Below are 25,217 nucleotides of genomic sequence, written 5' to 3'. Positions count from 1 at the left end.
GACGACCATGACGTCTTCGACCCCTTCGAACCCCTCCGGCTCCGCGCGGCCCTCCCGGCGGGACCGCGCCGAGGCACTGCCCGAGCAGATGCGGGAAGCACTGCGGCGGCGGCTGGCAGGACGGGCCGGCGGCACGGCCCCGGCCGCCCCGCAGGGCATCCCGCGCGCCGACCGGGACCGCCCGCTGCCGCTGTCCTTCGCGCAAGCGCGGCTGTGGTTCCTGGACCGGCTGCGCCCCGGCGACCCCCGCTACAACAGCGCCGTCGCCGTCCGCCTCACCGGCACACCGGACCGCGAGGCCCTGCGGGAGGCCCTCACCGCCGTCGTGGCCCGGCACGAGGCCCTGCGCACCACCTTCGAGGAGACCGACGGCCGCCCGGTGCAGCGCGTGCACCCCGCCGGCCCGGTGCCGCTGCCGGTCCGGGACGCCGGTGACCTGGACGCGGACCTGCTGGCCGAGTACTCCCGCCCCTTCGACCTGCGGCACGGTCCGCTGCTGCGCGCCCTGCTGCTGCGCGAGTCCGCCACCGCGCACGTCCTGCTCCTGACGGCCCACCACATCGTCACCGACGGCTGGTCGATGGGTGTGGTCCTGGACGAGCTGTGCACCGCCTACGACGCCCTCGCCCAGGGCGGCCGGCCCCACCTGCCCCCGCCGGCCACGCAGTACCCGGACTTCGCGGTGTGGCAGCGCGAACAGCTCTCGGGCCCCCGCCTGGAACGCCATCTCGCCTACTGGAAGGAGCAGCTGGCGGGCGCGGTCGCCCCGCAGCTGCCCCTGGACCGGCCCCGGCGCGGCGAGGAGGCGGGGGAGGGCGCCGTCCACACCTTCACCGTCCCGGCCCGTCTCACCGCCCGGCTGCGCGACCTCGCCAGAGAACAGCACAGCACCCTCCACACCGCCCTGGTCGCGGCCGTCCAGGCGCTGCTGGCCCGCTGGTCCGGCCAGGACGACATCACCGTGGGCTCCCTGACACCCGGCCGGTCCCGTACCGATCTCGAACGGGCCGTCGGCTTCTTCGTGAACACGGTCGTGCTCCGCACCCCGGTCAAGGCCTCCGGATCCTTCCGTGAGCTGCTGGCCAGGGCGGCCGGCACGGTCGGCGACGCCTTCGCGCACGGCGACACACCGTTCGAGCGGATCGTGGAGGCGGTGGGCGCACCCCGCGAGGCGGGACGCAACCCCCTGTTCGACGTGATGGTCCTGCTGCACCCCGACCCGCCCGCCGCGACCGCCCCGCGCGGCCTCGCCACCACCCCCGTCACCGTGCCCCGGCAGGCCGCCACCTTCGACCTGAGCATCGAGTTCGTGCCGGACGGCGAGGCGCTCACCGGCCTGCTGGAGTACCGCACCGACCTGTTCGACGCGGCCACGGCCGAGCGGCTGGCCCGGCAACTGCTGCGCCTGCTGGAGGGCGCCACCGGGGCACCCGACCGCCCGCTGGGCAGCCTGCCCCTGCTGTCCGGGGAGGAGATACGGCGTGTCGTCCACGACTGGAGCGCCGGCCCGCGCAACCCCGTGGACGACACCCCGTACCCGGTGCTCTTCGAGCGCCGCGCGGCCCGCACGCCGGACGCCCTCGCGCTGGTCGCGGGCGGCGAACGGCTGGACTACGCCACCCTCAACGCCCGCGCCAACCGGCTCGCCCACCACCTCGTCGCGCTCGGCGCCGGCCCCGAACGGCTGGTCGCGCTGCGGCTGCCGCGCACCGCCGACATGATCACCGCGATCCTCGCCGTCTGGAAGTCCGGCGCCGGCTATCTGCCGCTCGACCCCGCCCTGCCCGCCGAACGCGTCCGGTACCTGCTGGACGACGCCCGCCCGGCCCTGGTCCTGGACGAGGCCGCCCTGCGTGCCGTACCCGCGACCGCCCCGGACACCGACCCCACCGACGCCGACCGGCGCGCCCCGCTGCACCCCGGGCACACCGCGTACGTCATCCACACCTCCGGCTCCACCGGCCGCCCCAAGGGCGTCGCCGTGTCCCACCGCGCGGCGGCGCACCTGCTGGCCGCGCACCGGGCCGGGTTCGTCGCCGAGGCGGGCGGCGGCCCGCTCCGGGTCGCGCTCACCGCGTCCTTCTCCTTCGACACCTCCCTCGAAGGCGTGCTGCTGATGGCCGACGGCCACCCGCTGCACCTGGTCGACGAGACGACCCGGATGGACCCGGCCGCCCTGGTCGAGTACGTCGTCCGGCACCGCGTCGACTTCCTCGACGTCACCCCCTCCTACCTGCGGCAGCTGCTGCCCGCCGGCCTGCTCACCGACCCCCGGCACCGCCCCCGGGTCCTCATGCTCGGCGGTGAGGCGGTCGGACCCGCGCTCTGGCGGGAGCTGGCCGCCCACCCGGACGTGACCGCGTACAACTTCTACGGCCCGACCGAGTGCACGGTCGACGCGCTGTCCTGCCGCATCGACGGCGGCGACCGGCCGCTGGTGGGCCGCCCCCTGCCCGGGGTCCGGGCCTACGTGCTGGACGACCGGCTGCAGCCGGTGCCGCCCGGCGTCGGCGGCGAACTGTACCTCGCGGGCGCCCAGCTGGCCCGGGGCTACACCGGCCGCCCCGGCCTGACCGCCGCCCGCTTCCTCGCCGACCCCTACGGGCCGCCCGGCACCCGCATGTACCGCACCGGCGACCTGGCCCGCTGGACCGCCGACGGCCGCCTGGACTACCTCGGCCGCGCCGACGACCAGGTGAAGGTGCGCGGCCACCGCATCGAGCCCGGCGAGATCGAGGCCGCCCTGCTGGAGCTGCCCGGCATCGCCGCCGCCGCGGTGGTCGCCGTACCCGACGCACACGGCCACACCCGCCTCGCCGCCTACGTCGTCCCCGCGCCCGGCGCGCCCCGGCCCGCCCCCGCCGAGCTGCGGGCGGCCCTGCGCCGCACCCTGCCGGACGCCCTGGTGCCGGCCTCCTTCACGCCGCTGGACGCGCTGCCCCTGACCACCAGCGGCAAACTGGACCGGCGCGCCCTGCCCGCGCCCGAGACCACCGAGCGGCACGGGGAGTTCGTGGCCCCGCGCACCCCGGAGGAGGAGACGCTGGCCGCCGTCTGGGCCGAGGTGCTCGGCGTGGCCCGGGTGGGTGTCACGGACAACTTCTTCGAGCTGGGCGGCGACTCGATCCTGAGCATCCAGACCGTCTCCCGGGCCCGCGCCGCCGGCCTGCGGATCGGCTCGCAGGACGTCTTCCGGCACCAGACGGTCGCCGACCTGGCCGCCGCCGCGACCCACGCCGCCGCCGAGTCGCACGGCGCCGACGGCTCCCGCCGCACCGCCGCCGTGCCCGCCCCCCGGCGCCCGCACGAGGACGGGCCCGCCCCGCTCACCCCCGTCCAGGAGTGGTTCCTCGCCACGCACGGCCCGCTGCGGCACTTCAGCATGTCGATGCTGCTCGACCTGCCGCACGACCTGGACGAACGGGCGCTGGAACGGGCGCTGGAGGCCCTGGTGGCCCGGCACCCCGCCCTGCGCACCCGCTTCACCCGCACCGACGGCACCTGGCGGCAGCACCCCGGTACCGGCCCGGCCACCGGACTGCTCACCCGGCACGGCCCGGACACCTCACCCGAGGAAGCCGCCGAGGCCGCCCGCGCGGCACTGGACCCGGCCACCGGCGCGCTGTTCCGCGCCGCCCTGCTCACCGGCGGACAGCGCCCCCGGCTCTTCGTCACCGCCCACCACCTGGCCGTCGACAGCGTCTCCTGGCGGGTGCTGCTGGCCGGCCTCGAAGAGGCCTACCGGCAGGCCGTGGCGGGGCAGGACCCGCGGCCGGAGCCCGAGCACACCCCGTTCGCCGACTGGGCGCGCGAGCTGGCCGCACGGGTTAGCGCCGGAGACCTGGACGACGACCTGCCCCACTGGACGCGGGCAGCCGCGCTGCCGCCCATCCCGCTCCCCGCCGACCTCCCCGGCACCCCGCTCGCCGGATCCGTGCGCACCGTCCGCACCCGGCTGGACCGCGCCACCACCGAGGCCCTGCTGCGCCGCGTGCCGCCCGTCTACCGCACCCACGTCAACGACGTCCTGCTGAGCGCGCTGGCCCGGGTCCTGGCCGACTGGACCGGCACCGACCGGGTGACCGTCGCCCTGGAGGGCCACGGCCGGGAGGAGGACCTCGCCGAGGGCACCGACCTGTCCCGCACGGTCGGCTGGTTCACCACCCAGTACCCGGTCACCCTGACCCCGGCGGACCCGGCCGACTGGGGGGCCACGCTCAAGGCCGTCAAGGAAGCGCTGCGGGCCGTGCCCCGGCGCGGCCTGGGCTACCAGGCGCTCGGCCACCTCGGCTCCCCCGACCCCTCGGCACGGACCCTCGCCGGAGTCCCGCTGCCCCAGGTGTGCTTCACCTACCACGGCCAGTGGGAGGCCTCCTCGGGGCAGGACTTCGCACCCGCCGCCGACGTACCCGGCCGGGACACCGACCCCGGCGCCCCCCTCGACCACCTCCTGGACGTCTCCGCGCTGGTCGCCGACGGCGAACTGGAGATCACCTGGCACTACAGCGACCAGGTGCACCGGGAGGACACCGTAAGGCGGTTGGCCGACGGCATGGTCCGCGCGCTCGCCGGCATCACCGAGCACTGCGCCCGGCCCGGCGCGGGCGGCCGTACCCCCTCCGACTTCCCGCTCGCCCGCCTCGACCAGGCCGGCGTGGACCGCCTCGCCGGGGACGGCCGGGACGTCGAGGACCTGCTGCCGCTCACCCCGCTCCAGGAGGGCATGCTCTTCCACCGGCTGGTCGGCGGACCCGACGACGTCTACCTCGACCAGGCCGCCCTGCTGCTCGACGGGGTGAGCGACCCCGACGCCCTCGCCCTGGCCTGGCAGCGGGTCACCGACCGCACCCCGGCGCTGCGCACCTCGGTGGTGTGGGAGGACGTACCGGTGCCGCTCCAGGTCGTGCACCGCAGCGTCACCGTCCCCGTCGAGCAGACGGACTGGCGCGAACTGGACGCTCAGGAACGGGACCGGCGGCTCGACCGGCTGCGCGCGGACGACCTCGCGCGCGGCCTCGACCTCGGCACCGCACCCCTGATGCGGCTCACCCTCGTCCGGCTGCCCGAGGCCCGGGTGCAGCTGCTGTGGACCTCCCACCACCTGATCCTGGACGGCTGGAGCCTGGCCCAGGTGCTCACCGACGTGTTCGAGGAGTACGCGGCCCTCACCGCCGGCACCGCGTCCCGGCCCCCGGTACGGCAGCCGTTCGGCGCCTACGTGCGCTGGCTCGCCGGCCAGGACACCGAGGCCGCCCGTGCCCACTGGCGGACCGTGCTCGCCGGGTTCGCCACCCCCACCCCGCTGCCCGTCGACCGCGTCCGGCGCCGCGACCACGAGACCCGCTCCGGCCGCGTGCACACCGCCGGACTGTCTGAGGAGGTCTCCGCGCGGCTGGCCCGCACCGCCCGCAGGGCCGGACTGACCCTCGGCACCGTCGTGCAGGGCGCCTGGGCACTGCTGCTGTCCCGCTACAGCGGCGAGCCGGACGTGGTGTTCGGCACCACCGTCTCCGGACGCCCCGACGACCTGCCCGGCGTCGAGTCGATGGTCGGCATGTTCATCAACACCCTGCCCACCCGCGTCCGCGTGGACGGCGACCGCACCGCCACCGCATGGCTCCGGGAACTCCAGCGGGCGCAGGCCGAGGCACGGCGGTTCGCGGCGGTCTCCCTCGCCGAGCTGACCTCACTGAGCGGCACGCCCGCCGGCACCCCGCTGTTCGACAGCATGGTGGCCTTCGAGAACTACCCCTTCGACCAGGCCCGTTCGGCCGGCACCGGGATACGCCTCACGGACGTCTCCGCCCGCGACGCCACCAACTACCCCCTCGTCCTGCGCGCCTACCAGGGCGAGCGGTTCGGCTTCGACCTCGCCTACGACCCCGAGCTGTTCGACGCCGCGACGGCGGGCGACCTCGCCGACCGGCTGTGCCTGCTGCTCACCGAGCTGGCCGACGATCCCGACCGGCCCGTGCGCGACCTCGCCTGGACGACCGCCGAGGAGCGCCGCCGGCTGCTCGCCGACGGGAACGGCACCGAGGAGGGCAGGCCCGCCGACACCCTGGACGCCCTGTTCGCGGCCCAGGCCGCCCGCACCCCCCGCGCCGAGGCCGTCAGCTGCGGCGACGACCGGCTCGACTACGCCACCCTGGACGAACGCTCCGGCCGGCTCGCGCACCGGCTCGCCGAACTCGGCGCCGGACCCGAGACGTTCGTGGCCCTCGCCCTGCCCCGCTCCACCGACCTCGTGGTCGCCGTCCTCGCCGTCCTCAAGACCGGCGCCGCCTACCTGCCCATCGACCCCGCGCTGCCCGCCGAACGCGTCCGGCACCTGCTCGCGGACGCCGAACCGGTGGCCCTGGTCACCACCCGGCGGAACACGGCCGACAGCGCCGTACCCCGGATCCTGCTGGACGACCCGGACGTCCGCGCCGACCTCGGCCGGCACCCGGCCGCCGGACCGGCCCGCCGCGCGCTGCCCGAGAGCCCCGCCTACGCCATCTACACCTCCGGCTCCACCGGCCGGCCCAAGGGCGTCGTCGTCCCGCACGCCAACGTGGTCCGGCTGTTCACCCGCACCCGGGAGTGGTTCGGTTTCGGCCCCGACGACGTGTGGACGCTGTTCCACTCCTACGCCTTCGACTTCTCGGTCTGGGAGCTGTGGGGCCCGCTGCTGCACGGCGGCCGGCTCGTGATCGTCCCCGACGACACCGCCCGCTCCCCGGAGGACTTCCTGCGCCTGCTCGCCGACGAACAGGTCACCGTCCTCAACCAGACCCCCTCCGCGTTCTACCCGCTCAGCCGGGCGGACGCCGAACTCCCGGAGGTGAGCGGCCGGCTGGCGCTGCGCACGGTGATCTTCGGCGGTGAGGCGCTGGACGTCACCCGGCTCGCCGACTGGTACGCCCGGCACCCGGACACCGCGCCCCGCCTGGTCAACATGTACGGCATCACCGAGACCACCGTGCACGTCACCTACGCCCCGCTGGACCGCCGGGCGGCCGGCGCGGGCCCCGCCAGCCCCATCGGCACCGGCATCCCCGACCTGCGGCTGTACGTCCTCGACGACACGCTGCGGCCGGTGCCGCCCGGCGCCGTCGGCGAGCTGTTCGTCGCCGGCGAGGGCCTCGCGCGCGGCTACCTGAACCGGCCCGGCCTCACCGCGACCCGGTTCCCCGCCGACCCCTTCGGCAGGCCCGGCACCCGCATGTACCGCACCGGGGACCGGGTCCGCCGGCGGGGCGACGGCACCCTGGAGTACCTGGGCCGCGCCGACCAGCAGGTCAAGATCCGCGGCTACCGCATCGAGCCCGGGGAGATCGAGGCCGCCCTGCACAGCCACCCGGGTGTGGGCGCGGCCGCCGTCGGCGTGTACGAGGACAGCGCCGGGACCCGCCGGCTGGTCGCCCACGTCGTCGGCACCGGTACCGGCGACCGCGCCGTACCGCCCCCGTCCGCCGCCGAACTCCGCGCCCATCTGGCCGGGTCGCTGCCCGCGCACATGGTGCCGGCCGCCTACGTCCCGCTGGCCGCGCTGCCGCTCACCGTCAACGGCAAGCTCGACCGGCGCGCCCTGCCCGCGCCCGGCCCCGACGGCTTCGCCGCCGACACCACCCACCGGACCCCGCCGCGCACCCCGGCCGAGCGGCTGGTCGCCGCCGCGTGGACCGACGTCCTGGACACCGGCGAGGTCGGGGCCGACGACGACTTCTTCGCCCTCGGCGGCGACTCCATCCTCGCCGTCCGCGTCGTCTCCCGGCTGCGCGCCGCCTTCGGCCGGGACGTCTCACCCCGGCTGCTGTTCACCCACCCCACCCTGTCCGGCCTCGCGGCCGCGCTGGGCGAACCCCGGGCCGCGAGCACCGCCGACGTGATCCCGGCCGCCGCCCCCGGCACGCCGGCGCCGCTGTCGTACGCCCAGCAACGCCTGTGGTTCCTCGACCGGTTCGAGCCGGGCAGCACCGAGTACACCACCCTGTCCGTGCTGCGGCTGCGCGGCCCGCTCGACACGGCCGCCCTGCGCACCGCCCTGGACGGGCTCGTCGCCCGGCACGAGACCCTGCGCACCACGTTCGCCGAACACGACGGCCAGGCCCGGCAGACCGTGCACCCGCCGCGGCCCGTGGAGCTGCCGCTGGACGACCTCGCGGACACCGCCGCCCTGGACGCCCTCCTGGAGCGGGAGGCCGCCACCGCGTTCGACCTGGCCACCGGGCCGCTGTTCCGGGCCCGCCTGGCCCGGCTCGCCGCCGACGAGCACGTCCTCGTCCTGGCCGCGCACCACATCGTCACCGACGGCTGGTCCACCGGCGTGCTGGCCCGGGACCTGGGCGAGCTGTACACGGCGGCCGTCGCGGACCGCCGCCCCGACCTGCCCGCGCTGCCCGTCCGCTACGCCGACTACGCCGCCTGGCAGCGCGGCCGCGCCGAACAGGCCGAGGCGGAACTCGCCCACTGGCGCCGGACCCTGGACGGCATCACCCCGCTGGAACTGCCCACCGACCGGCCGCGCCCCGCCGTCCGCACCCGGGACGGAGCCCTGGTCACCTTCACCCTGCCCGCCGCGCTCACCGAGCGGCTGCGCGAGCGGGGCCGGGAGGCCGACGCCACCCTCTACATGACCCTGGTGACGGCCTGCCAGGTCCTGCTCGCCCGCTGGGCGGGCCAGGAGGACGTCACCGTCGGCACCGTCACCGCCGGCCGTGAACGACCCGAACTCCACGACGTGGTCGGCATGTTCGTCAACACCCTGGTGCTGCGCGCCAGGGTCCGCCCCGCACTGCCCTTCCGGGAACTGCTCGCCGAGGTGCGCACCACCGTCCTGGAGGCCTTCGCCCACCAGGAGGTTCCCTTCGAGCGTGTCGTGGACGCCGTCCAGCCCGAGCGGGACACCAGCCGCACCCCGCTGTTCCAGGTCATGGTCGCCCTGCACAACCTCGGCGCGGAGCTCCCCCGGCTGCCCGGCCTGACCGTGGAGCCGGTCACCCCGCCGGTGCGCACCGCCACCTTCGACCTCGCCTTCGACTTCACGGAGACCGACGGCGGCCTCACCGGCTACCTGGAGTACAACACCGACCTGTTCGACGCCGACACCGCCGAACACCTGGCGGCCCGGCTGCGGATCCTGCTGGAGGCCGCCGCCGAGGACCCCGGACAGGCCGTGGGCCGCCTGCCGCTCATGACCGGCGCCGAGCGGCAGCAGGTGCTCCGGCACGGGCAGGGCGCCCGACTGCCGGAGCCGGAGACCACGTTCCCCGCCCTGTTCGAGGCGCAGGCCGCCCGCACCCCGCACCGCACCGCCCTGGCGGCCCGCGGCGCCACCCTGGACTTCGCGGCGCTGAACCAGCGCGCCAACCGGCTCGCCCACCACCTCATCGCCCGGGGCGCCGGTCCCGAGGACGTCGTCGCCGTACGACTGCCCCGCACCTCCGACCTGGTCACGGCACTCCTCGCCGTCCTCAAGGCGGGCGCCACCCTGCTCTGCCTGGACCCCGGGCTCCCCGCGGAGCGCCAGGAGTTCCTCCTCGCCGACGCCCGCCCGCACACCCTGCTCACCGACCTCGACACGGTGCCCTGGGACCGGCTGCCCGCCCACGACCCGACCGACGCCGACCGGATCCGGCCCCTGCTGCCCGAGCACACCGCCTACATCGTCTACACCTCCGGCTCCACCGGCCGCCCCAAGGGCGTCGCCGTCGAACACCGGCAGCTGGTCAACCTCTGCCACGACCACCGCACGGGCCTGCTCGCCCCGCACACCACCGGCGGACGGCGGCTGCGGGCCGCGCTCAGCGCCTCCTTCTCCTTCGACACCTCCTGGGAGGGACCGCTGCTCCTCGCCCTCGGCCACGAGGTCCACCTGATCGACGAGGACGTCCGCCTGGACCCGGAGGCGTTCTGCGCCCAGGTCGCCTCCCGCCGCCTCGACCTGGTGAACGTCACCCCGTCCTTCCTCCGCGAACTCACCGCCGCCGGACTGCTCGCCCCCGGCCGCCACCACCCGGGCCTGCTGCTCGTCGGCGGCGAGGCCGTCACCCCGGCCGGCTGGCGCGAACTCGTGCGCACCGAACGGGAACTGGGCGTCGCGGTGTACAACATGTACGGGCCCACCGAGTGCACCGTCGACGCCGTCTACGGCCGTGCCGGCGACCGGCCCGACCGCCCCGTCATCGGCCGGCCCGGCGGCAACCTGCGCGCCTACGTCCTCGACGGCGCCCTGCGTCCGGTGCCGCCCGGGGTGCCCGGCGAGCTGTACCTGGCCGGTGCGCAGGTGGCCCGCGGCTACCGCGACCGGCCCGGCCTCACCGCCGCCCGCTTCCTCGCCGACCCGTTCGGCGGACCGGGACAGCGGATGTACCGCACCGGGGACCGGGCCCGCTGGGACCGGGACGGGCTGCTGGAGTTCCTCGGCCGGGTGGACGAACAGGTCAAGATCCGCGGGTTCCGCATCGAGCCCGGCGAGGTGGAGGCCGCGCTCCTGGACCACCCGGACGTCGCCGACGCCGCGGTCACCGCCCGCGAGCACGCCGGCCGGCTCCTGCTCGTCGGCTACGTCGTGCCGGCCGCCGGCCGCGCCCCGTCCGCCGACGAACTGCGGCTCGCCCTGCGCCGTACCCTGCCCGACCACATGGTGCCCGCCGCGTTCGTCCCGCTGGCCCGCATCCCCCGCACCACCAGCGGCAAGACCGACCGGCGCGCCCTGCCCGCACCGCCCGCCCAGCCCGACAGCACCACCCCGTACACCGCCCCACGGCCCGGCGCCGAGGAACAGCTGGCGGCGATCTGGGCGGAGGTGCTCGGCGTCGAACGGGTCGGCGCCCGCGACAACTTCTTCGCGCTCGGCGGCGACTCGATCCTCAGCATCCAGATCGTCTCCCGCGCCCGGCAGGCCGGACTCGCCCTCACCACCAAGGACGTCTTCCGCCACCAGACGGTCGCCGAACTCGCCCTGCGCGTCCGCGCGTCGGCCCCGCGACCGGCCGCCACCGAGGAGACGGCCGAGGCACCGCTCACCCCGATCCAGCACTGGTACCTGGACGGCCGCGAACCCGGACAGCCGCTCCGGTTCACCATGACCCAGCGCCTCGAACTCGCCGCCGGCACGGACGGACCGGCGCTCCGGACCGCCGTCGACGCCCTCGTGCGCCACCACCCGGCCCTGCGCACCCGCTTCCACCGCACCGGCGACGGCTGGCGCCAGGAGGCGCTGCCCCAGGCACCGGACGGCGTCTTCACCCGCCACGACGCGGCCGCGCTGGACGAGGCGGCACTGGAGCGCGAGGTCCAGCGGCTCACGGACGAGGCACAGGCCGCCCTCGACCCCCTCGCGGGCCGGGTCGTCCGCGTCCTGTTCTTCGACCGGGGCCCGGAGCGGACGGCCCAGCTGGTCATCACCGCACACCACCTGGTGATCGACGGCGTGTCCTGGCGCATCCTGCTGGCGGACCTGGAGACCGCCCACCGGGCCGCCGCGGACGGCCGCGACACGGAGCTGCCCGCCCCGGGCACCTCCTACGGCCACTGGGCCGCCCGGCTCGACCGGCACACCCGCTCCGGCGGGCTGGACGCCGACCTGCCCTACTGGACGCGCACCGGCGCGGCCCCGGCCGGACTGCCCGCCGGGCGGCCCGGCCCGAACACCCACGGCACCGCCGCCACCCTCACGGTCACCCTGGACGAGGACACCACCGGCGCCCTGCTGCGGCAGGTCCCGGAGGCCTACCGCACCCAGGTCAACGACGTCCTGCTCAGCGCCCTCGGCCGCACCCTGGCCCGCTGGTGCGGGCGGGACACCGTCCTGCTGGGCGTGGAAGGGCACGGCCGCGAGGACCTGTTCGACGACGTCGACCTCTCCCGCACCGTCGGCTGGTTCACCGCCGAGTACCCGCTCGCCCTGCGCGTCGACCCGGACGCCGGCTGGCACGACACCCTCCGCGCCGTCAAGGAGCAGCTGCGCGCCGTGCCGTCGCGCGGCCTGAGCCACGGCGCGCTGCGCCACCTCGTGCCCGGCAGTCCGCTCGCCGGCGCCGCGGCACCGCAGGTCGGCTTCAACTACCACGGCCAGTGGGACACGGGCGGCGCCGGCGGCCTCGTCCACGGCTCCCTGCCCCCGGCCGGCCGCGACACCGACCCCGACGAACCGCGCCCGTACGTGCTGGACATCACCGGAGTGGTGCAGCGGGGCCGCCTGGAACTCGGCTGGACCTACCCGCCGGCGGTCCACGACGAGGACACCGTCCGCCGGCTCGCCGAGGACACCCTCGCCGCCCTGCGGGACATCGTGGCGCACTGCGCCCGCCCCGACGCGGGCGGCCGCACCCCCTCCGACTTCCCCCTCGCCGGACTCGGCCAGGACCAGCTGGACCGGCTCCTCGGCACCGGCCGGCACGCCGAGGACGTCCTGCCGCTCACCCCGCTCCAGTCCGGCATGCTCTTCCACGGCCTGGTGGACACCGAGCACGCCTACTTCGACCGCACGGCCGTACGGCTGTCCGGGGTGGCCGACCCGCGCGCCTTCGCCGCCGCCTGGCAGCAGGTCGCCGACCGCACCCCGGCACTGCGCACCAGCGTCCACTGGCAGGGCCTGCCCCACCCCGTGCAGGTCGTCCACCACCGCGCCGAGCTGCCCGTCACCCACCTCGACTGGCGCTCCCTCACCCCCGCGCAGCGCGCGCGGGCCACCGAGCGGCTGCTCACCGAGGACCGCGCGGCCGGCATGGACCTCAGCACCGCGCCGCTGACCCGCCTCACCCTGGCCGCCCTGCCCGGCGACGAGGTCCTGCTGCTGTGGTCCACCCACCACATCGTCCTCGACGGCTGGAGCACCGGGCAGCTGCTCACCGAGGTGTGCGAGCGGTACGCGGCCCTGACCGGCGGCCCGGACCCGGCACCCCCGGTGCGGCGGCCCTTCGCGGACTTCCTGCGCTGGCTGGGCGAACAGGACGAGACGGCGGCCGAACGGCACTGGGCCGACGCGCTGGCCGGGTTCACCGCCCGCACCCCGCTGCCGTACGACCGCACCCCCGCCGAGGCCCACCGGGCCCGCTCCGCCGCGGCCGTCCGCCGCGAGCTGGACCCCTCGGTCTCGGGCCGGCTGCGGGAGACCGCCGCCCGCGCGGGCCTCACCGTCAACACCGTGGTGGAGGGCGCCTGGGCGCTGCTGCTGGCCCGTTCCAGCGGCCGGGACGACGTGGTGTTCGGCACCACCGTCTCCGGCCGCCCGGCCGAACTGCCCGGCGTCGAAGGCATGATCGGCATGTTCATCAACACCGTGCCGACCCGCGTCCGTGTCCCCGCCGGGCCGGTGCTGCCCTGGCTGCGCGGCCTCCAGGAACGGCAGAGCGACGCCCGCCGCTTCGACTTCCTGGCCCTGCCCCGCATCCAGGCCGTCAGCGACGTCCCGCCCGGCGAGCCGCTGTTCGACAGCATGGTGGTGTTCGAGAACTACCCCGTGGACGAGTCGGCCACGGCCCGCACCGGCGTCCGCGTCGAGGAGGTCCGCGCCGACGACGCCACCACCTTCCCCTGGTGCCTGCGCGCCGACCTGGCCGGACGGCTCGGCTTCGACCTGGCCTACGATCCCGCCCTGTTCGACGCCGGCACCGCCGAGCGCGCCGCGGACCGGCTGGCCGCCCTGCTCACCTCCCTCGCCGACGGGTTCGACACCGACCTGGCCGGCCTGGACCTGCTCACCCCGGCCGACCGCGACCTGCTGGCCGCCTGGAACACCGCCGCCCGCCCGGCCGCCCCGGCGAGCCCCGTGGACCTCTTCGCCGAGCAGGCCCGCCGCACCCCGGACGCGATCGCGGTCCGCGACGGCGACCGCGAGCTGACGTACGGCGAACTGGCCGACTGGTCCGCCGCGCTGGCCGGACACCTGGTGTCCGGCGGGCTCGCGGCCGAGGACCGGGTGGCGCTGCTGATGGACCGCTCCGCCGAACTCGTCGTCGCCCAGCTCGCGGTGCTCATGGCCGGCGGCGCCTACGTCCCCGTCGACACCCGGGCCCCCGAGGAACGCCGCCGCACCCTGCTCGCCCAGGCGGGCACGACCCTCCGGCTCACCGCCACCGAGGTGGCCGCCGCCCGCACGGGCCCGGGGGACGACCGGACACGGCCCGCCGACGTGCCGCCCGCCGGCACGGACCGGCCTGCCGGGGACCGTACCCCGGGCTCCGGCTCCGGCCTGCCGGCGCCCGGCACGGCGGCGGAAGCACAGCGGATACCCGCCCCGGACCCCGGCCGGCCCGTGCACGGTTCCCTGGCACGGCGGATGCCCGACGCCGATCCCGACCGGCTGGCCTACGTGATGTTCACCTCCGGCTCCACCGGCCTGCCCAAGGCGGTCGCGGTACGGCACCGGGACGTGGCGGCGCTGGCCACCGACAGCCGGTTCGCCGGCGGGGCCTGCGCGCGGGTCCTGCTGCACTCGCCGGTGGCCTTCGACGCCGCCACCTTCGAGGTGTGGGCGCCCCTGCTCACCGGCGGCTGCGTGATCGTGGCCCCCGGCGGGGGCGTGGACGCGGCCCTGCTGCGCAGACTGGCCGCGGAGGGCGGGCCGACCGCGCTGTGGCTGACCGCCGGACTGTTCCGGCTGCTCGCGCAGGACGCCCCCGACTGCTTCCGGGGCCTCACCCAGGTGTGGACCGGCGGCGACGTCGTCCCCGCCCAGGCCGTGCGCCGGGTGCTCGCCGCCTGCCCGGGGCTGACCGTCGTGGACGGCTACGGGCCCACCGAGACCACGACCTTCGCGACCTCCCACGCCCTCACCGACCCGGCGGCGGTGCCGGACACCGTGCCCATCGGCCGGCCGCTGGACGACATGCGCGTGCACATCCTCGACGCCCGGCTGCGGCCCGTACCGCCCGGCTGCGCGGGCGAGCTGTACCTGGCGGGCGAGGGCGTCGCCCGCGGCTACCTGGGCCGCCCCGGCGACACCGCCGCCCGCTTCCTCGCCGACCCCTGCGGATCGCCCGGCGCCCGTATGTACCGCACGGGCGACCTGGCCCGGCGGCGGCCGGACGGCACCGTCGAGTTCCTGGGCCGCGCCGACGACCAGGTCAAGATCCGGGGCTTCCGGGTGGAGCCCGGCGAGGTCGAGGCCGCGCTCGCCGCCCACCCGGACGTCGTGGACGTCGCCGTCCTGGCCCGCGAGGACCGGCCGGGCGCCAAACGGCTCGTCGCCTACGTCGTCGGGCCGGCCGGAGCGGACACCGAGGAACTGCGGGCCTTCGCCGCCCGCACCCTGCCCGACTACCTCGTCCCCACCGCCGTCGTCCCGCTCGACGCCCTCCCGCTCAGCCGCAACGGCAAGGTCGACCGGGCGGCCCTGCCCGCCCCGCAGGCCCTGCCGGGGCGCGCCCGGGTCGAGCCGCGCACCGAGGCCGAGCGCCGCACGGCCGCCGTCTTCGGCGAGGTGCTCGGCAGCGAACCGCCCGGTGTGGAGGACGACTTCTTCCAGCTCGGCGGCGACTCGATCCTCAGCATCCGGCTCGCCTCCCGCCTCGCCGAGACCTTCGACACCGACCTCACCCCGCGTGCGGTGTTCACCCACCCCACCCCGGCCGGCCTCGCCCGCCTGCTCGGCACCCGGCAGGGCAGCGGCCGCGAGGCGATCACCCCGGCCGCCCGCGGCGGGGCCGCCCCCATGTCATACGCCCAGCAACGGCTCTGGTTCCTGGAGGAGTTCGCCCCCGGCGGAGCCGAGTACGTGACCGCGCTCGCCCTCCGGCTGCGCGGCACCCTGGACACCGGCGCCCTGCGCGCGGCCCTCGCCGCCCTGGTGGCCCGGCACGAGTCGCTGCGCACCACCTTCGACAGCGTCGACGGACACGGCGTACAGCTCGTCCACCCGCCCCGGGAGGTGCCGCTGCCCGTGCGGGACCTGTCCGGCACCGGCCGGCCCCACGCGGCGCTCGGGGAACTGCTCGCCCAGGAACGCTCCCGCCCCTTCGACCTGCGCCAGGGACCGCTGCTGCGCACCGCACTGGTCCGGCTGGCCGAGCACGACCACGTCCTCGCCCTCACCCTGCACCACATCGTCACCGACGGCTGGTCCACCTCCGTCCTGCTCGGCGACCTCGCCCACTTCTACCGCGCCGAACTCGGTGGCGTGGAAGGCGAGTTGCCGCCGCTGCCGGTGCAGTACGCCGACTACGCGCACTGGCAGCGCACCGCCGGGGCCACCGGCACGGACGAACACCTCGCCTACTGGAAGCGGCAACTGGCCGACACCGCGCCGCTGGAGCTGCCCACCGACCGGCCCCGGCCGCCGGTACGCACCAGCGCCGGCGCGACCACCCGGCTGGTCGTGCCCGCCGGGACGGTCCAGCGGCTGACGCGGCTCGCCCGGGAGCACGGGACCACCCTGTTCACCACGCTCGTCGCCGCCGCCCAGGCCTACCTCGCCCGGCTCTCCGGTGCCGAGGACATCGCCGTGGGCACCGTCACCTCCGGCCGCGACCGGCCCGAGACCCAGGGCCTCGTCGGGTTCTTCGTCAACACGCTGGTGCTGCGCTCCCGGGCGGAGGCCGAGGAACCGTTCACCGGGTTCCTCACCGCCGTACGGCAGACCGTCCTCGACGCCTTCGCCCACCAGGATGTGCCGTTCGAACGGGTCGTGGACGAGGTGGACCCGGTCCGCGACCCCAGCCGCAGCCCGCTCTTCCAGGTCATGGTCGTCCTGCAGAACACCCCGGCCGCCGCCCTCGACCTGCCCGGACTGGACGTCACCGACGTCGAACCGGACTCCGAGCAGGCCGCGTTCGACCTCACCCTGGAGTTCGCCGAGACCGGCTCCGGAGACCTGCACGGGCTGCTCACCTACAACACCGACCTGTTCGACCCGGCCACCGCCGAACGGATGGCCGGACAGCTCGGCACCCTGCTGCACGCCGTCGCCGAGCACCCCGGCCGCCCGCTCGGCGCCCTGCCGCTGACCTCCGACGACGAACTGAAGAACCTGCTGGAGCAGGGCCGGGGCACCTTCCGCCCGGTGCCCGAGTCCACCCTGCCCGCCCTCTTCGAACGGCAGGCGGCCCGCACCCCGGACGCGGTGGCGCTCGTGGACGGCGACCGGGAACTGACGTACGCGGAGGTGGACCGGGCCGCCAACCGGCTCGCCCACCGGCTCCTGAGGGACGGGGTGGGACCGGAGCGGATCGTCGCCCTGGCGCTGCCCCGCTCGGCGGCGGCCGTCGTGGCCCAGCTCGCGGTCGGCAAGGCCGGCGGCGCCTTCCTGCCCGTGGACCCCGACTACCCGCCGCAGCGCCGGGAGTTCATGATCCGGGACGCGGGCGCCCACCTGGTCCTCGGCGACCCGGCCCGGGTGTGGGCCGCCGATGGGCCGCAGACGGCACCCACCGACGCCGACCGCGGCGCGCCGCTCACCCCCGCCCACCCCGCCTACGTCATCTACACCTCCGGCTCCACCGGCACCCCCAAGGGCGTGGTGGTCACCCACCGCGGCCTCGCCTCCTTCGCCGCGGCGGCCGCCGAACAGTACGCGGCCGGCCCCGGCGACCGGGTCCTGCAGTTCGCCTCGCCCAGCTTCGACGCCTCCGTGCTGGAGCTGTGCGTCTCCCTGCTCGGCGGAGCCGCACTGGTCACCGGGGAGGAGGGGCCGCTGGTCGGGGAACGGCTGGCGGAGGTGCTCGCCGAGCGGCACATCAGCCACACCCTGATCCCCCCGGCCGCGCTGGCCACCGTCCCGCCGGAGACCGCCGCCGGCCTGCCCCGCCTGCGCACGCTGATCGTGGGCGCCGAGGCCTGCCCCGCCGACCTGGTCGACACCTGGGCCCCCGGCCGCCGGATGATCAACTCCTACGGTCCGACCGAGGCCACCGTGGTCGCCACCTGGACCGGCCCCCTCGCCCCCGGCACCGGCACCCCGCCCATCGGCCGCCCCGCGGCCGGCACCCGCGTCCGCGTGCTCGACGCCGCCCTGCGTCCCGTGCCGCCCGGTGTGACGGGCGAGCTGTACCTCGCGGGGCCCGGGCTCGCCCGCGGCTACCTGGGCCGGCCCGGCCTCACCGCCCAGCGGTTCGTCGCCGACCCGTTCGGCGCGCCGGGGGAGCGGATGTACCGCACCGGGGACCTGGTCCGCTGGACCGCCGACGGGCGGCTCGTCTTCGCCGGCCGCGCCGACGACCAGGTCAAGCTGCGCGGCTTCCGCATCGAGCCCGGCGAGATCGAGAGCGCCCTGCGCCGCAGCCCCCTGGTCCGGGACGCGGTCGTGGTCGTACGCGCGGAGGACACGCCCGGCGCACCCGCCCGGCTCGTCGCCTACGTCGTCCCGGCGGAGCCGTCCGGCACCGGGCTGCCCGTCGGCGAGCTGCGGCTGCACCTGGCCGGGCTGCTGCCCCCGCACATGGTCCCGGCGGTCTTCGTCACCCTCGACCGGCTGCCGCTCACCCCGAACGGCAAGACCGACCGGCGGGCCCTGCCCGCACCCGGGCCCGTACAGGCCGCGGACGGCCCGCGCACCGCGCCTCGCACCGACACCGAACGCCGGATCGCCCGGATCTGGGCCGATGTGCTGGGCATCGAGGAGGTCGGCGCCGACGACAACTTCTTCGCGCTCGGCGGCGACTCCGTCCTCAGCATGCAGGTCGTCTCCCGGCTGCGCCGCGACGGGCTGCACGTGTCCACCCGGGACCTGTTCACCCACCAGACGGTGGCCGAACTCGCCACCGTGGTCCGCGCCGTGTCCCGGCGGACCGGGGACGGCCCGGTGACCGGCGAGGTGCCGCTCACCCCGATCCAGGAGTGGTTCCTCACCACCCCGCGCGCCGCCCACCACCACTTCAACCAGTCCGCGCTGTTCGAACTCGACGGCACCCCCGACCCGCGGGCGCTGCGCGCCGCCCTCGACGCGCTGCTGGAGCACCACGACGCGCTGCGCATGCGGTTCACCCGGGAGGCCGGCGGCTGGCGGCAGTTCAACCCGCCGCCCGCCGCCGGCCACGACCTCCTCGTCCGGCACGACCTGACCGGTCTGTCCGCCGAGGAGGCCGACACGGCCATGGCGAAGGCCGCCGACGAACTCCACGCGGGCTTCGACCTGTCCCGGGGCCCGCAGCTGCGGGCGGCCCTGTTCACCGGGGAGCCGGACCGGCCCGCCTTCCTGCTCCTCGTCGCCCACCACCTGGTCGTCGACGCCGTCTCCTGGCGCATCCTGCGCGACGACCTGGAGACCGCCTACCGGCAGGCGCTCCAGGGCGGACCGGTCACGCTGGGGGAGCGCGGCACCAGCTTCCGCGCGTGGTCGCGCGGCCTCGCCGCGCACGTCGCCGAGGGCCGCCTCGACCACGAACTGCCGTACTGGGAGCAGGCGGTGGACACCGACCCCGCACCGCCCGCGCCCCCCGCCGCCGGACCGGCCGCCACGGTGAGCGTCGAACTCGGCGAGGAGGACACCACGGCCCTGCTGCGTGCGGCGCCCGCCGCCTACCGCACCCGGGTCAACGACGTCCTGCTCGCCGCGCTCGCCCTGGCGCTGGCCCGCTGGACCGGGCGCGAGCGGGTCCGCCTGGACCTGGAGGGGCACGGCCGCGAGGACCTGCTCGACGGCGTCGACCTCTCCCGCACCGTCGGCTGGTTCACCACCGTCTACCCGGTCGCCCTCCAGGTGCCCGACCCCGGCGACCTCGGCCCGGACCGGGACTGGCGGTCCCTGGTGAAGGCGGTGCGCCGCCAGCTCCGCGCCGTGCCCGGCAACGGCATCGGCTTCGGCGCGCTGCGCACCTTCGGCCCGCCCGAGGTCCGCGCACGCCTCGGCGGCAGCGCACACAGCCAGGTGGTGTTCAACTACCTCGGCCAGTGGGACGCCCGCCCCGAGACCGCCGACGGCGGCCTGGTCCGCGCCGAACACGGTTCCTTCGGGCGGGACCACGACCCGCGGGACCCCGGCTCGCACCTGCTGGAGGTGGTGGGCGCGGTGCAGCACGGCCGGCTCGCCTTCACCTGGCACCACCGGCCCGGCGTCCACGACACGGAGACCGTGCGCCGGGTGGCCGAGGAGTTCGCCACGGCCCTGCGCCACCTCGCCCGGCACGCCCGGGGAGGCCGGTGACGACCCTCCGGACCCGCGGGGCGCCGGCCCGCCGCACCACCCGGCCCGGCCCCCGCTCACCCCCGCGCTCGACCGACCACGCCCAACACACCACCCTCTCCCACCCGAACCGCACGACGAAGGAGAACGACATGGACGAGAACACCCGCTACCAGGTGCTGCGCAACGACGAGGAGCAGTACTCCCTGTGGCCCGTCGACATCGAGGTGCCCGCGGGCTGGCAGCCCGTCGGCAAGGAGGGCACCGAGGCCGAGTGCTCCGCCTACGTCGACGAGGTCTGGACCGACATGCGGCCCAAGAGCCTGCGCGAGCGCATGGAGAACGCCGGCGCCTGACCGCCGGGGCCACGCCGGGCCGGCGAGACGCACACCGGCCCGGCGGTGACCGCCCCCACCTGCGGAATCCCCCCCGAAGCCCCCCACGCGGCATCCATCCGACGTGCCCCGGCACGCGGCATCCGTCCGACGCCCCCGGCACGCGTCATCCATCCGAAGGCCCCCTGCGCGCGGCATCCGTCCGACGCGGTTGCACGTGCCGCATCCCTCTGACGCACCCCCTGCGGCCCCCACCTGCCGCCGTACCGGCGCCCCACCGCCCTCGGCCCCCGCCCCACCGCATCACTCCCGAGGAGCCCGCCATGACCATCCCCGTCCTGCGCACCGCACGCCTGGAATTCCTCCCCTACCGGCCCGAGCACGAGGACGTCTTCGTCGCCCTGCTGCGCGACGCGGAGGTGTGCCGCTGGATGGGCCAGGACCAGGTGCCGGAACCGCAGCTCCGTGAGCTGTTCCGCGCCATCCTCACCGACGTCTACCCCCAGCGCCGCTTCGACATCTGGGGCCTGTGGCTCGATGGCGCCTACGTCGGCCACGCCGAGGTGAAGCCGACCGGCAACGTCGACGGACACGAACTCGTCACCGCGCTCGCCCCCGGCTACTGGGGCCGCGGCCTGGGCGGCGAGGCGGTACGCGGCCTGCTCCGGCACGCCGCCGACAACCTCGGACTCACCGAGGCCTACGGCATGGTCGGCGCCGGGAACACCGCCAGCCTCGCCATGTGCGAGCGCCTGGGCTTCCGCCATGTCCGGGATGTCGTCGCCGAGGACGGCTCCGTGACGAAACTGCTGGTGATCCCCACCAAGGACCCCGACGGTGAGGGTTCCGTATGACCCGGGCGCCGCTCGGCGGGAGCGCCGCCGGGACCCGGGACGGGGAGCCGCGGGACGGGCTGTGGCGCAACCGGGACTTCACCCTCCTGTGGACCGGACAGTGCCTGTCCGACCTGGGCGGTGCCATGGTGGAACTGGCTCTGCCGCTGCTGGTGCTCCAGCAGACCGGGTCCCCGGCGCGCGCCGGACTCGTCGGCACCGCCGGGCTCGTCACCACGCTGGTGTGCCGGCTGCCGGCCGGAGTCCTCGCCGACCGGTTCGACCGCCGCAGGCTGATGATCACCTGCGATGTGCTGCGGCTCGCCGCGTACGCCCTGCTCGGCTGGGCGGTCGTGGCCGGCGGGGCGAGCCTGCCGGTGATCCTCGCGGTGGTGGTCGCCGGCGCCGCCGCCACGGCCGTCTTCAGCACCGCCGAGCACGCCTCGGTGCGCTCCCTGGTCAGCCCCGGCCAGCTGACCTCCGCCGTCGCCCGCAACGAGGCGCGGACCTACGGCGTCACGCTGGCCGGCCCGCCCCTGGGCGGCCTGCTGTTCGGGCTCGGCCGGGCCCTGCCCTTCTTCTGCGACGCCCTGAGCTTCCTGCTGTCCCTCGCGGCCGTCAGCCGCATCCGGCGCCCCCTCCAGCAGCCGCGGCGGGAGCCCGCCCCGCCTGTCGGCGCGTCCACCAAGGAGGGCCTGCGCTTCCTGCTGGGGCACCCGTTCCTGCGGGCCCTGCTGCTGATCGCCGCCCCGTTGAACATGGCCTTCACCGGCATGGTCTTCGCGATGACCCTCGCGCTGCGCCGGGCCGGTGTCTCCCCGGCCCTGGTGGGGGTCGCCGGCACGGTCTTCGCGCTGGGCGGCCTGCTCGGCGCCCTCGCCGCCCCGGCGCTCCAGCGGCGGCTGCGGCTGCCCGCCCTGATCACGCTGCTGTGCTGGACGACCGCCGTGCTGATGACGGCCGGCGCGCTGCTGGCCGGCACGATCCCGGCCGCCGTACCGCTGGCCGCCGCGGTGTTCCTCGGGCCCACGGCCAACGCGGCCCTCTTCGCCCACCAGGCCGCCGTCACCCCCGACCACCTCCAGGGCCGCGTGGTCGCCGGCGTCCTGCTCGCCGCCGGTTCGGCCGCCGCGCTGGCCCCCGCCCTGGCCGGCGCGCTGCTCGCCCGCTGGCCCCCGGGACCGGCCCTGCTGGTCTTCCCCGCGCTGGTCACCGCCGCCGCGGTCACGGCGACCCTGAGCAAGGGCATCCGGAGCGAGGGCGCGGGGACGACGCCCGCCTAGGCACCGGGTCCTGTCGTGCGGGTCGTCCCGGCGTCGTGGCGGCCGGCACGCCCTCGCGCGGCGGACCGGACCCCGCTCGGGCCGGCCGCACCGCGCCCCGCCCGCGGCCGGTCTGATCCGACAGCCGGCCCGACCCGCGCGACAGCGCCCGGTGCCGGTCACAGGGGCTGCGCGGGGGGCTCATACGCGCTGTAATGGCGACGTGGTGAGTGAGGGCGCTGCGGTCAGCGGGACGAGAACGGCGCCGGAGCGTGCCGAAGTCGCCCTCGCCTCGCTGATGGCGACCCCGCCGACCCCCGACCGGCTCCGCCGGCTCCTCGAACAGGCGCTGGTGTTCGCCGGAGCGTCCTTCGCCGGTGTGTACACGCCCGGTGACGACACCGCACAGCTCTGCCTCGCCGAGTCGGCCGGCCTGCCCCGCACCCTGTACGGCCTGCGGGACTGCTACCCGGCCACCGGTGCCTTCCCGGTCGCCGAGACCCACCGCACCGGACGCCCGCGCTGGCTCGGCCCCGCCGAGCTGGCCGCGTGCCCCGACGCCCGCCGCACCCCGTCCCCGGACTTCTCCCTGGCCGTCCTGCCGCTCGGCCCGGCCGGCGGCGGCTGCCTGCTGGCCGTCGGCGAGCACCCCGGCGGGTTCGGCACCGACGACCGGGCCTGCCTGGAGCTGATCACCCGCGCGGTCGCCGTCCCCGCCCCGCCCGCCGCCGGCGACACGGGCGAGCTGCCCGAGGACGCCTTCAGCCTGGCCATGGACACCGGCCGGGTCGAGGTCGGCGAGGCCATCCTGCGGCTCTTCGGGATCGGCCGGGACAGCTTCGACGGCCGCGTGGAGACCCTGCTCGGCCGCGCCGTGCCCGAGGACCTGCCCGCGCTGATGTCCGTGGTCGAGGCCGACCACATGTCCATCGGCGACCGCGAGCTGGAGTTCCGCATCCTGCAGCCGGGCGGCCGGCCCAGGTGGCTGCGGCTGCGCGGCCGGCTGCAACCCGGCGGCGAGGGCCGGCCCGCCCGGCTGGTCGGCACCGTCGCCGACGCCTCGGCCCTGCGTTCCGGCGTCACCGACGTGGCGCGGGTGCAGCGGCTCGCCGCCGCCCTCGCCACCGCCGGCACCGTCAAGGACGTCGGCCAGGCCGTCGTCGCCGCCCTGCGGGGCCCGCTGCAGGCCGACCGGATCGCCCTGGCCGAACTGGAGAACGACCGGCTGGTCGTCACGGTCCTCGACCCGCCCGAACCGGAGGCCTGGCCGGAGGTGTGGCGCAGCGAGTGGCGCACCGAGTGGCCCGACGCACCGGTGCGCGCCATGCCCACCCTGGGCGCCGCGCTGCGCGAGGGCCGCGCCCGGATCTGGCCCGCCGGCAGCCCCCTGGAGCCCGCCCTCGCGGAGGTCGGCCCGGGCGGCCTGGCGGTGCTGCCGCTGCCCGCCGGCGGGCGCATGGCCGGCGCCTGCCTGATCGGCTGGGACCGCCCGCACGAGTTCGCCCCCGACGAGCGGGCCCTGCTCACCGCCTGCGCCGGCCTGACCGGCCAGGCCCTGCTGCGCGCCCACGCCTTCGACGCCGAGCACGAACTCGTCGGCATGCTCCAGCGCACCCTGCTGCCGCGCCGCCTGCCCAGGCTGCCCGGCGCGGTCGCTGTCGCCCGCTACCTGCCCACCACGGCGGGCCTGGAGGTCGGCGGCGACTGGTACGACGTGATCCCGCTCGCCGACAACCACGTCGCCCTGGTCATCGGCGACGTCCAGGGGCACAACGCGGGCGCCGCCACGCTGATGGGCCAGATGCGCACCGCGCTGCGTGCCTACGCCGCCGAAGGGCACCCCCCGGACGTGGTCGTCGCGCACGCCAACCGGCTGCTGCTGGACATGGAGACCGACCTCTTCGCCACCTGCGCCTACGTCGACGTCGACATGGAACAGGGCACCGCCTGGTGCGTACGCGCCGGGCACGTCCAGCCGGTGCTGCGGCACCCGGACGGCACCGCCGAGATCGTGCAGGCGGAGGGCGGCCCGCCGCTCGGTGTGCTCGACCAGGCCGACTTCCCGATGACCCCGCTGCGCCTCCAGCCCGGCACCGTGCTCGCGCTCACCACCGACGGCCTCGTGGAGTCGCCCGGTACGGACCTCGACGCCGGCATGGACCGCCTCGCCCGCGAACTGGCCGCCGCCGACCCCGCCCACCTCGGCCTGGTCGCCGACGCCCTGCTCACCGGCGCCCACCGCGGTGACGACGTGGCGCTGCTGCTGATGCGCTACGACGGCATGGCCGTACGGCCGCTGCGGGAGAGCTGGACGGTGTGGCGGGTGCCGGAGGCGGTGCGGCACGCCCGCCGCTTCACCCGGCGCACCCTGCGCTCCTGGGGTGTCTCCCCGGACACCCTCGACACGGCCCTGCTGGTCGTCTCCGAACTCGTCACCAACGCCCTGGTGCACACCGGCGGCCCGGTCCGGCTCGACATGAGCCTGGTCAACCACCGGCTGCGGCTCGCCGTCGCCGACTCCTCGCCCCGCAGCCCCGTGAAGCCCGCCAGCATCGGCTGGGAGGCCACCGGAGGCCGGGGGATCCTGCTGGTGGAGGCGGTGTCGGAGGCGTGGGGGACGGTTCCGGTGAGCGGCGGCAAGCAGGTCTGGGCGGACCTCGTACCCGACGGCTGACCCGCCACCCGGGTACGGGTGGGAGCCGTTCAGGCCGGTTGGACGGGCGGGCTCCGGCCGCGGTGC

The 25,217-nt window shown here is 76.5% G+C and carries 5 protein-coding genes; all 5 read left to right on the top strand.

Annotation, left to right across the window (positions count from 1 at the left end; genetic code table 11):
• Positions 1 to 7 precede the first annotated feature (7 nt).
• The 5 genes from IEZ20_RS16945 to IEZ20_RS16925 all read left to right on the top strand — a co-directional run bounded on the left by IEZ20_RS16945 (position 8) and on the right by IEZ20_RS16925 (position 25,151).
• Positions 8 to 20,068, top strand: a complete 20,061-nt coding sequence (locus IEZ20_RS16945) for a non-ribosomal peptide synthase/polyketide synthase (protein ID WP_189299297.1) — start codon at positions 8 to 10, stop codon at positions 20,066 to 20,068.
• Complete coding sequence (locus tag IEZ20_RS40605; protein WP_308434670.1) at positions 20,065 to 20,403, top strand: MbtH family protein; 339 nt, start codon at positions 20,065 to 20,067, stop codon at positions 20,401 to 20,403. Before IEZ20_RS16945 ends, IEZ20_RS40605 begins: the two co-directional genes overlap by 4 nt.
• Positions 20,404 to 20,705: 302 nt before the next feature.
• On the top strand, positions 20,706 to 21,236 hold the full coding sequence (locus IEZ20_RS16935) for a GNAT family N-acetyltransferase (protein ID WP_189299294.1): 531 nt from the start codon (positions 20,706 to 20,708) through the stop codon (positions 21,234 to 21,236).
• On the top strand, positions 21,233 to 22,498 hold the full coding sequence (locus tag IEZ20_RS16930; RefSeq protein ID WP_189299292.1) for an MFS transporter: 1,266 nt from the start codon (positions 21,233 to 21,235) through the stop codon (positions 22,496 to 22,498). Before IEZ20_RS16935 ends, IEZ20_RS16930 begins: the two co-directional genes overlap by 4 nt.
• Before the next feature lie 202 nt (positions 22,499 to 22,700).
• Positions 22,701 to 25,151, top strand: coding sequence for a SpoIIE family protein phosphatase (locus tag IEZ20_RS16925; protein ID WP_189299290.1), 2,451 nt, complete (start codon positions 22,701 to 22,703; stop codon positions 25,149 to 25,151).
• The last annotated feature ends 66 nt before the right edge of the window (positions 25,152 to 25,217 follow it).

Origin of the sequence: Streptomyces cinerochromogenes (assembly GCF_014648635.1) — a bacterium.
Classification (GTDB): domain Bacteria; phylum Actinomycetota; class Actinomycetes; order Streptomycetales; family Streptomycetaceae; genus Streptomyces; species Streptomyces cinerochromogenes.
The sequence above is the reverse complement of the archived record's forward strand: the minus strand, read 5'-3'. Positions and strand labels throughout refer to the sequence as shown.

Excerpts from the sequence above, each read along its gene's own strand:
- IEZ20_RS16945 (WP_189299297.1), top strand. The coding sequence starts at position 8 with ATGACGTCTTCGACCCCTTCGAACCCCTCCGGCTCCGCGCGGCCCTCC.
- IEZ20_RS16935 (WP_189299294.1), top strand. The coding sequence starts at position 20,706 with ATGACCATCCCCGTCCTGCGCACCGCACGCCTGGAATTCCTCCCCTAC.
- IEZ20_RS16930 (WP_189299292.1), top strand. The coding sequence starts at position 21,233 with ATGACCCGGGCGCCGCTCGGCGGGAGCGCCGCCGGGACCCGGGACGGG.